Annotated in this window: 9 protein-coding genes, 1 tRNA gene and 1 pseudogene; 10 read left to right on the forward strand and 1 reads right to left on the reverse strand. The window is 60.2% G+C overall.

Annotated elements, in window-relative coordinates:
• Positions 1-217: 217 nt before the first annotated feature.
• Positions 218-484 (reverse strand): annotated as a pseudogene (locus tag BMY52_RS14715) (AmmeMemoRadiSam system radical SAM enzyme); the annotation flags it as partial.
• Between the two features lie 449 nt (positions 485-933).
• On the opposite strand from BMY52_RS14715, the gene amrB reads away from it, so the two are divergent.
• The 10 genes from amrB (at position 934) to dinB (ending at position 10325) form a co-directional block, all read left to right on the forward strand.
• Entirely contained in the window at positions 934-1734 is an 801-nt protein-coding gene (gene amrB, locus BMY52_RS14720) for an AmmeMemoRadiSam system protein B (protein ID WP_090255730.1), read from the forward strand.
• Positions 1721-2293, forward strand: a complete 573-nt coding sequence (gene amrA / locus BMY52_RS14725; RefSeq protein WP_090255732.1) for an AmmeMemoRadiSam system protein A — start codon at positions 1721-1723, stop codon at positions 2291-2293. Before amrB ends, amrA begins: the two co-directional genes overlap by 14 nt.
• 146 nt (positions 2294-2439) lie before the next feature.
• Positions 2440-2516: transfer RNA gene (locus BMY52_RS14730), tRNA-Arg, on the forward strand.
• Between the two features lie 283 nt (positions 2517-2799).
• Positions 2800-3258, forward strand: a complete 459-nt coding sequence (locus BMY52_RS15795) for a nuclease-related domain-containing protein (protein ID WP_245740943.1) — start codon at positions 2800-2802, stop codon at positions 3256-3258.
• Complete coding sequence (locus BMY52_RS15910) at positions 3259-3582, forward strand: topoisomerase DNA-binding C4 zinc finger domain-containing protein (protein WP_281244105.1); 324 nt, start codon at positions 3259-3261, stop codon at positions 3580-3582.
• Positions 3583-3677: 95 nt separating this feature from the next.
• Positions 3678-3884: an addiction module protein gene (locus BMY52_RS14740; protein ID WP_090255734.1), complete on the forward strand. Its 207-nt coding sequence runs from the start codon at positions 3678-3680 to the stop codon at positions 3882-3884.
• Between the two features lie 441 nt (positions 3885-4325).
• Complete coding sequence (locus BMY52_RS15915) at positions 4326-8180, forward strand: DUF3427 domain-containing protein (protein ID WP_090255736.1); 3855 nt, start codon at positions 4326-4328, stop codon at positions 8178-8180.
• Positions 8181-8426: a BrnT family toxin gene (locus tag BMY52_RS16060; protein ID WP_143050509.1), complete on the forward strand. Its 246-nt coding sequence runs from the start codon at positions 8181-8183 to the stop codon at positions 8424-8426.
• Positions 8423-8638 (forward strand): BrnA antitoxin family protein, encoded by a 216-nt coding sequence (locus BMY52_RS15820; protein WP_090255737.1) that lies wholly within the window; start codon positions 8423-8425, stop codon positions 8636-8638. The genes BMY52_RS16060 and BMY52_RS15820 overlap by 4 nt, the downstream gene beginning before the upstream one ends.
• A gap of 529 nt (positions 8639-9167) precedes the next feature.
• The gene (gene dinB / locus BMY52_RS14770; RefSeq protein WP_090255740.1) at positions 9168-10325 is read left to right on the forward strand and encodes a DNA polymerase IV; all 1158 of its coding nucleotides are present in this window, start codon (positions 9168-9170) and stop codon (positions 10323-10325) included.
• The last annotated feature ends 97 nt before the right edge of the window (positions 10326-10422 follow it).

Here is a 10422-nt window from a genome sequence, read left to right on the forward strand (position 1 = left end):
GGAGAGGAAGGCGCTGGCTCAGGTCGCAAGACCGGAGTGAAACCGGCCTCTGTGAAGCAGGAAATCAGCACTGAACCGGTTTAGATGCTTCTGAATAGGTTTGGGTAGGTATGATGGAACGGAATCTGCCGGCACACCGCGTGCCACACTCCAGGCACTGCCCTTCTTCCCGCGCCCCGGGGCTGATATATCCGGCCGTCACCGCCACGCTGCGCACCCCGGCGGTGCCAAAGGACAGGGTGCGGCTGCCCGGGAGGAAGTGATAGAGGGGCTTTTTCTCGATGGGGTCGGCCCGAAAGCCGTTGGCACGGCCGTAGGTGGTGAGCACCACCTGATCGCCGCTGCGACCGCGGACGAAACACAGACCCCGCTGCCCCTCGTGCAGCTCGCAGGCCCGCGGGCACACATCGCAGTGCAGGCGACTGTCGTCCAGGGCGTGCCAGTGGCGGGTGGGGAAGGTGTCAATATCCGGCGTGATCTGCATGGGGTTCTTCTTTACAAAAAGATATGAAACAAAGTGAAAGTGAAATCTCCCATGCCCTTTCATAGGGCGGCCTTTTATCTTTCATTTTCTCGCTATTTCGGCTGTTGTATTGGGACCCTGTTCACAGGTCCGAAGTGCGATAGAAGATCTATAATACGGGTCAGGTGGATTTCGTGATGGACGCTTCCATGCGCCTGAATGCAGCGGAATCTTTGCCGTCAAGAGCCTGTCACACAACTGTGCTATGACGTGCTCAATACAACGCGCTTAACACAATAGGATATCCACCCTTCGTCGCTGCCTTTTTACTGGCAGGGATCACGTCCCCAGAGGGATATGGCCTCGTCGGCTGACGCTTATGGGTCAAGCCATCATTAGAGATACACAAAGTATCCGGCGGTGAAGTCATTCAGGGCGGATATCCAGCCACAGAAGTTGGAGGAGCCGCCGTGGAAAACATCAGACAACCCGCAGTGGCGGGCCAGTTTTACCCCGCCAAAGCCGAGGCCCTGAGGGCCTCGGTGCACGCCCATCTCAGTCAGGCGGGTGAGGATCGTGCCGGGTCCCCGCACCTGCCCAAGGCCCTGATCGCCCCCCATGCGGGGTACATCTATTCCGGGGATGTGGCCGGTCGGGCCTACGCCACGCTCACCCCCGAGCGCGCCGCTCGGATCAAGCGCGTGGTCCTGATCGGCCCGGCCCACCGGGTGGGGTTCTACGGGATCGCCGCCCCCAGTGTGGACGGCTTCCAGACCGCCCTGGGCACGGTGCCCGTGGATCAGGACAGCATTGAGCAGGCGGTGAAAGCCCCCACCGTATTCCGCTTCGACGATCCGCACCGTAACGAGCACAGCCTGGAAGTGCATCTGCCCTTCCTGCAGATGCTACTGGACGACTTCACCCTGGTGCCCCTGGTGGTGGGCAGCGCCACGGGCGAGGAGGTGGCCAGCGCCCTGGAGGATGTGTGGGGTGATGACGACACCCTGGTGGTGATCAGCTCCGACCTCAGCCACTACCTGGACTACGACACAGCTCGGGAAGTGGATACGCGCACCTCGGAGGCCATCCTTCAGTTGAAGCCCGAGGGGATCCAGCCCGGCCACGCCTGCGGCTACATCCCGGTGCAGGGGCTGCTCATCAATGCCCGTCGGCACGGACTTAAAGGAGAGACCCTCGATCTGCGCAGCTCGGGAGATACCGCCGGGCCGCGGGAGCAGGTGGTGGGTTACGGTGCCTATGCCTTCAGCTGAGTTGGACGCGAAGGAACACCGTCTGCTGTTCCAGGTGGCCCGCCGTGCCCTGGGGGGCGCTCAGCCCGCAGACTGCACGCCCCGTGACCTGCTCTCGGAATGCCTGGCGGTGCCCGCGGCCACCTTTGTCACCCTATATCATCGGGCGGCGTTGCGCGGGTGCGTCGGCACCCTGGAGGCGCAACGCCCCCTGGTGGAAGATGTGGCCCACAATGCCTGGTCCGCCGCCTTTCGCGACCCCCGCTTCCCACCCCTGCCCGCCGCACAGGTCGACGAGGTGGCCATCGCCATCTCCATCCTGGGCCCCTCGGAGCCGCTGATGGTAGAGGACGAAGCCCAACTGCACCGAACACTTCGTCCCGGCGTGGATGGTGTGATCCTCAGTGACGGCCGCCATCGTTCCACCTTCCTGCCCGTCGTCTGGGAGACCCTGCCGAACCCGGCCACGTTCACCGCCGCGCTACGCCAGAAGGCCGGTTTGCCCGAAGACCACTGGTCGGACACCCTGAAACTCTGGCGCTACACGGTGAAGGTACTGAAGGAGCCCGCCCACGCCTGATGCCGCTGACCGCCGCCCGCATCGCCCGGGCGGCCCGCATCAACTGTTCATCCCCTTGGCGCGCCGCCCCATTTCGGATATTCTCCGCGCTCCATCGGCCCCGTTCCCCTACCGGGCCCATGGGGTGTGCTAGAATCCACCACAACGCGCCCGTAGCTCAGCTGGATAGAGTACTGCCCTCCGAAGGCAGGGGTCGCAGGTTCGAATCCTGCCGGGCGCGCCATAAGAGCGAACGAAAACAGCCGCTTACAGGTTAGCCTGGGCGGCTTTTTTCGTGCCTGGTCGCATGGAAATGCTGCTGTGTGCCCAAAATGTGCCCATCCCCTCGCCCCTTTTTCACCACCATGCATGCCTGTGACGGGCCAGCCAAAATCTTGCCAGTGGCGCCACAGCATCTTGGGTTGCGTGCAGGTGCCGAATTGAAACCGAGCTTGAAATCAGGCTATGTTGCGAGGTGGGGTCGATCCACGCTAACGCTTTTTAGGTAAACCGGGAAGCCATCCAGCATGGAGTTTTCGGCGATCATTAGTCAATTATTCGGGGGTTTTTGGTATCTAATACCCTTGGTGGTTATTGTCGCAATCATTGGATCGCCCTGGTTCAAGGGATTGATGGGCGAGTTTTTTGTGAATCTTTCCGTACGGTTTTTGCTAGACAAAAACCAATACCACTTGATCAAGAATGTGACGCTACCGACCGAAAACGGAACCACTCAAATTGATCACATCATCGTTTCAGTGTTTGGTGTTTTCGTGGTTGAAACAAAAAATATGAAGGGTTGGATATTCGGTAAGCCAAACCAAAAAACTTGGACTCAGAAGATTTATAAGCATTCAAGTCAGTTCCAGAATCCATTGCATCAGAATTATAAGCATGTAAAAACAGTTGAGTCCTTGCTGGGTCTGAATGAGCAGCAAGTACATTCTGTGGTTGTTTTCGTTGGTGATAGCAAGTTTAAAACATAAATGCCTGAGAATGTCACTTATGGCGGAGGCCTTGCGAGGTATATAAAATCTCAAAAAAGGCCTGTGTTGACTGAGTTGCAAGCAACAGAAATCGTCAAGAAGATCGGGCAAGGTAGGCTTGCTCCATCCCTTAAAACAAATCGCGAACATGTCAGGCATGTCAAGAATATCGTTTCCGATAAAGAGAGTTTCGATATTCCTTGTTGCCCGGAATGCGGTAGTGCAATGATGCTGCGGGAGGCCAAGAATCGTCAGGGAGTTGGTCAAAGATTTTGGGGATGTGAGGAATTCCCGCGATGTAGAGGAACGGTAAAGATCACATAAAAACCATCTGCGCTCGAGCGACAATTAGCGTTGCTTGTTCCCCGCTCGGCCTTCCGCTTCCGGTGACGTGAGACGGAGCCTTGGAGGTAGAACCAATGAGGATGAAAGAGCTTTTAGTCGAAGCGATGAAGCTAAAACCAGAGGATAGATTCGTTTTGGTTGAGGGTTTGATAAAGAGCCTGGACGAGCCGGACAAGAGGCTCGATGAGGTTTGGGCAGAAGAGTCAGAAAAGCGACTCAAGGCATATAGGGAAGGAAAGCTCAAAGGCGTTCCGATGGAAGAAATATTCAAGGAAGAATGATGCGCGTCATCTTTACCGAAATTGCGCGAAAGGAACTCGAGGATGGTATCCGTTGTTATGAGCTTGAGTATTCAGGGCTCGGATACAGTTTCAAGGAGGAAGTAAGAAAGGCCGTGTTGCGTATTGCCCGATATCCTCAGGCGTGGTCCATAGAGCAGGGTGATACCAGGAAGTGCCTCCTGCACAAGTTTCCATATAAATTGATGTATCCGTGGATGAAAATCATGTTGTTGTGGTTGCGGTAGCCCATCAACACCGGAAACCAGACTACTGGGTGGGTAGAGACTAAACCTAATTGGCCCAGTTGGTTTGCAAGGTAAGCGCTTTGAGTCTGTTGACGGTACCCATGTCCACTGCATGCTCTTCTGCGTGCATCGTCAAATTTTTTGCCGAGACGCAACTGAGGCGATCACTCATCTGACAAACCATGGCACCAGGAACGTGAACAGCACCACCCATTACTACAACCTGCACGCCGGCCAATTCATCGCCGACACCCTGCATGTGGACATGGAACCCCTGTACCAGCGCTTTCTCCGGCAGCTTCCGACCGGGGCCCATCTGCTGGATGCCGGTTGCGGTGCCGGGCGCGATGCCCTGGCCTTTCAGCGGCGGGGCTATCGGGTCAGTGCCTTTGATGCCAGCCAGGCGCTGGCGGAGCATGCCTCACAATTGCTTGGCCAACCGGTGCCCGTGCAGCGGTTCGATGAGGTGGACGAGATTGAGCGGTACGATGGCATCTGGGCCTGCGCCAGTCTGCTGCATGTGCCCGCCACCCACATGCCTACCAACCTCCAGGCGCTTTGGCAGGCCCTGAAACCCGGCGGTGTCATCTACTGCAGCTTCAAGCTGGGCACGGGTGAGCGTACCCGCAACGGGCGCCACTTCACCGATGCCAACGAAGAGCAGATCCGCGCCTGGGCCCAGGATCTCACCGGGCTGGCCGAGTTGGAATGCTGGCTCACCGAGGATCGGCGCCCGGATCGGGAAGAGCACTGGCTGAACTGTCTGCTCCACAAGGCCACCCAAAAACTGATCACCGGCGGTGATGAGCATCCCTTCCTGCCCCATCTGTGCAGCAGCATCCACCGGGCCGATGCCATCGAGATGGCGGTGGCCTTCATCAAGAACACTGGCCTGCGCCTGCTGCTGCCCGATCTGCAGGAGGCACTGAATCGCGAGGCAACGGGTCGCAGCCCCGCCTGTATCCGCATTCTCACCAGCGACTATCTGGATATCACCGATCCCCAGGCCCTGCGCGCCCTCATGCTGCTGCAGGAGCAGGGCGCGCAGGTGCGGGTCTACCAGAGCAGGGGAGGGAGCTTTCACCTGAAGGCCTACCTGTTTGCCGGCTCGCAGGATGCCGACACCCACTGGGGCTGCGCCTTCATCGGCTCAAGCAACATCAGCCGCCAGGCCCTGCAGCAGGGGCTGGAATGGAATTACCGGATCAACTATCCGGGGGACAAGGGATTTTTGGAAGCCCGTGAGCATTTCCAGGCCCTGTTCAACGATCCAGCCACGGTGGCCCTGTCGGATGAGTGGATCGACGCCTACGACGCCCGCCGCATCCCGCCGGAGCGTTCATGGGAGCCGGGCAGCACCGAGTCGGAGCCGCCGCCCACGCCCACCCACATCCAGGCGCAGGCCCTGGAGGCGCTGCAGCAGACACGCCGGGACGGCTCCCGGCGTGGTCTGGTGGTCATGGCCACCGGCCTGGGCAAGACCTGGCTTGCTGCCTTTGATACGCAGCAGATGGGCGCCCGCCGGATCCTGTTCGTGGCCCACCGGGAGGAAATCCTCAACCAGGCCGCCGCCACCTTTGCCCGCATCCGCCCCAGCGCTCGGATCGGCTTTTATCATGGTCGCCAGCGCGACACCCAGGTGGATATCCTCTGCGCCTCCGTTCAGACCCTGGGCCGGATCGACCATCTGGAGCGCTTCGGGTCGGGGCATTTCGATTACATGGTCGTCGATGAATTCCATCACGCCGCCGCGCCCACCTACCATCGGCTGCTGAACCATTTTGCCCCAGCCTTCCTCTTGGGCCTCACCGCCACACCCGACCGCACCGACAACGCCAGCATCCTCTCCCTGTGTGATGACAACCTGGTCTTTGAGAGCGATCTGTTCACCGGGGTGAACGCGGACCTGCTGGTGCCGTTCCACTACTACGGGGTCTTTGATGAGGATGTGGACTACCAAGCCATCCCCTGGCGCAACGGCCGTTTCGACCCGGATCTACTGGGCAACCGGCTGGCCACTCTTGCTCGCGCTCGACATGCCCTGAAGACCTGGCGGGCGCAGGCCCAGCGTCGGACCTTGGCCTTTTGCGCCTCCACGCGCCATGCCGATTACATGGCAGAGCAATTTGCCAGGCAGGGCGTGAGTGCAGCGGCGGTGTATGCCGATTCCCGGCTGTCCCGAGGCGAGGCTCTGGGGCAGCTGGCCAGTGGTCATCTGCAGGTGCTGTTCTGCGTGGATTTGTTCAACGAGGGGGTGGACCTGCCGGCCATCGACACGGTGATGATGCTGCGCCCCACCGAGTCGCGCATCCTGTTCCTGCAGCAACTGGGTCGGGGGCTGCGCAAGGCCGAGGCGAAGGAGAGACTGGTGGTGCTGGATTTTGTGGCCAATCACCAGAGCTTTCTGCACAAGCCCATGGCGCTGATGAACCAGACCATGACCCATCAACAACTGGCCCGGTTTGCTCGCGACCTGGAGAACCAGACCCTGGATCTGCCCAAGGGCTGTTACGTCAATTACGACCTGCGGTTCATCGATTTTCTCAAGTCGTTGGATGCGGGCGGCACCGACCTTCAGGATCAGTACCATACCCTGCGCGACACCCTCGGCCGTCGGCCGACCCTGACCGAGTTCTACCGCGCCGGTGCCAGCCTGAAGGCGGTGCGTCGCCAGTATGGTGACTGGTTCGGGCTGATTGCTGCTCTGGAAACGGAGCTGGATGCCGAGACGCAGGCGGTGATCCAGCAGCAGGCGGACCTGCTCCGGGAACTGGAGACCACCGCCATGACCAAGAGCTACAAGATGGTCCTGCTGGAGGCCTTCCTGGAGTTGGATGGCTGGCGGGAGGCGCCCACGCTGGCGGATCTGGCCACGCGCTCCTGGCAGGTGTTGCAGCGTCGACGCCCGCTGCTGGCGGACCTGACCGAGGCGTATCAGGGGCTTGCCGAGCCGCCGGATGACTGGCTGGGTTACTGGCGCAAGAACCCGATCGCGGCCTGGTCCGGTGGTTCGTTCTTCACCATTGAGGGTAATCGTTTCATCGGCACCACCGCAGTGGTCCCGAACCGGATTACCACCCTGACGACCCTGGTGCAGGAACTGGTGGATTACCGGTTGGCCACCTATGAGGTCAGGCAGGGGCTGGGTGGCGCCACGGTCACACCCTTGTCCACCCGCAAGCCGGAGCAGGTCTCGCTGCCGTATTTCCCCAACCTCAAGATCGCCTGCGGCCACTTCAAGACGGGCACCGCCGATTGTGAGGAATACCGCAGTCTGCCGCTGGAAGGATACGGTCGTCTGGATCCCGGTCGGCACTTCATCGCCCGCGCTTCCGGCAACTCCATGAGTGGCGGCAAGCAGCCGGTGGAGGATGGCGACTATCTGCTGCTGGAACTGGCCAGCGCTGACAACGCCGGCTGGATCACCGGCAATACCCTGGCCATCGAGCGTCAGGACGGGGCGGGTGACAACCAGTACCTGCTGCGCAAGGTGCTCAAGGACTCCAGCGGGCAGTACCGGCTCCGGGCCAGCCATCCGGATTACGAGGATATCGTGGTCACGCCGGAGCTACAGGAGCAGTTCCGCACCTTTGCCCGATTCAAGGGCGTGCTGGATGCGTTGTGGATGGTGGTGGGGGAGCGGTTTGCTCGGGAAGAGATACCCGGCCTTTTCAACGTGGAATTCAATCCGGGCAGCTGGAACAGCGGTCATGTGGTGCTTGGGGACCCAAAGGTCCATGTCCTACTGGTGACCCTGAACAAGCAGGGCAGGGCGGTCGACCACCGTTATCTCGATCACTGGGTAGATGACAGCCATTTCCACTGGCAGACCCAGAATCAGACAACGCCTCAGAGCAAGCGGGGCCGGGAGATCATCCATCATGAGGAGATGGGCATCGGTATCCATCTCTTCATCCGGGAAAACAAGCTGGAGCAAGGGAAGGCAGCACCGTTCACCTATCACGGGCCGGTGCGGTATCTCAAGCACCAGGGCAGTGGACCGATGAGTGTGGATTTTGAGGTGGTGGAGAAGTCACACCGTTCGGGCTGAATGTGGGCCCTGTTCTTGACGGTGCGATGCTCAGCGCCTGGGCGCCTCGCTCAGCAAGGCTTCAAGCGTCTCCGCCTCCAGGATGGCGTCAGCGAAGAGCGGTTCATTATGCTGGGTTTGAGCAACATGCTGCGGATTCTCGTTGTGTGTCACTGCGAGTGTTCCGGCGGAGATGTCATCAGAATCATATCTGCGCGGAAGGCGACTTCCAATGAGCGTAAGCACTACGAAGGTCCATCACTATGAGGAAAGAGTACGATTTTACGAAAATGAAGTCACGCCCTAACCCGTACGCTTCAAAGCTAAAGCGACAGGTAACAATTCGCATGGGTGACGATATTGTGGAGTATTTCAAACAGCTTTCGGAAGAAACAGGGATTCCGTATCAGAGTTTGATCAATCTCTACTTGCGCGATTGCATGGTCCACGGAAGGAAGCCAGATTTGTCATGGCACTAGCTCTGCCCTATATCCGTATCTCCCGCTGGAAAAGCGCATGCGGGGTGCGGTGCCTGGGACAGGATCACGATCAGCGGATTGTCTGAAGTGGGCTGTTGATAGAGTTGGGCCATCTCAAACATCAGAATGGCATCTGCGGATTGCTTGCGCATGAGCGCAATGTGGCGAACGATGTCGACTGCCGGACAAGCGTCGCGCAGGGATTCCCCCCAAACAGTGACGCGCTGTCCAGCGCCATTTCCCGCAATCACGGCTCGTTCCGCCGGTAGCCCGATGCTTTCAAGAAAGCGGATCGCGGATAGTCCAATAGTGGGGGTGAGCGGTCCGAACGGGTGCGATTGAGAATGCGCTTCAGGAGCGGTATCTATTGGCCGGTTTCCGCCCTGGGTAGCGCTGGGCCGACGAGGTCCCCTGATGTTTCTGACAGGAAAACGCCTGACGCAACAAAAGCCCAGGGGCGAGGCTGGCGGTCAGCAGCCCGGTATCCTTGGTGCTGTGCACGAGTTGTCGGATTCATGGACAATGCCGCATGGACGGCAGCCGCTGCATTGCCCATCTCGACATGGATGCGTTCTACGCGTCCGTGGAACTGCTGCGTTATCCGCAACTGCGGGGGCAGCCCCTCGTGGTCGGTGGGCGGCGCGTCACGGCCCCGATGGCCGGCGACGACGGTGTCCTTCAGTTCACCCATCTGCGTGATTACCGTGGGCGAGGCGTGGTGACCACCGCGACCTACGAGGCGCGCGCCCGGGGCGTGCATTCCGGCATGGGCCTGATGACCGCCGCCCGTCTCGCACCGGATGCGGTTCTGCTACCCGCTGACTTCACGGCCTACCGGCACTACTCGATGCGCTTCAAGACAGCGGTTGCCTCCCTCGCATCGAGGATCGAGGACCGTGGGATCGACGAGATCTACATCGACCTGACCTCCCACGGCAGCGACCCTGAGCCGATCGCCCGCCGTATCAAGGAGGCGGTGCGTGCGGCGACGGGGTTGTCCTGTTCGATCGGCATCGCGCCCAACAAACTGCTGGCAAAGATGGCTTCGGAGTTGGACAAGCCGGACGGTCTCACGCACGTGGGTCCGGCGGATCTGGTGGCCCGGATATGGCCGTTGCAGGCCAGCAAGATCAACGGGATCGGACCCAAGTCCACAGAGCGGTTGGCGCGTCTGGATATTCATACCATCGGTGATCTCGCCCGGGCAGAACTCGGCCTTTTGCAGGAGCACTTCGGCCCCCGATATGCCGCCTGGCTGCATGATGCCGCGCACGGGCGTGACGACCGGCCGGTGGTCACGGAGGCCGAGCGCAAGTCAGTCAGTCGCGAGACCACCTTCGAGCGTGACCTGCACCCGAGACAGGATCGTGCCGAACTCACCGGGATATTGGTGGCGCTTTGCGAACGGGTGGCTGCTGATCTGCAGGCGCTGGGCGTGCGTGGACGGACCGTGGGTATCAAACTGCGCTACGGGGATTTTCGCACACTGACCCGGGACCACACGCTGCGCGAGCCCATTGATGCGCAGGCGGACCTGCTGGCCGCCAGCCGGGAGTGCCTGCGCCGGGCGCCTCTGGATCGGCCGTTGCGACTGCTGGGTGTGCGCGTGAGTGCCCTGGTGCCGGTTGCCGGTGTCGCTGAAAATCCTGGAGTCTGGGAACAGGGCGAGTTGGCCTTCGACGAGTGAAGCTGACGGCCTGCTACCCAACGCCCCGCGAAGGCGACAACCGTGGCAGCAGGAGCCCACTTTGAGCGCGCCACTGGCCGTGCTCTATTGGAAAGCG

The organism is Ectothiorhodospira marina (assembly GCF_900109495.1).
Taxonomy (GTDB): Bacteria; Pseudomonadota; Gammaproteobacteria; order Ectothiorhodospirales; family Ectothiorhodospiraceae; genus Ectothiorhodospira; species Ectothiorhodospira marina.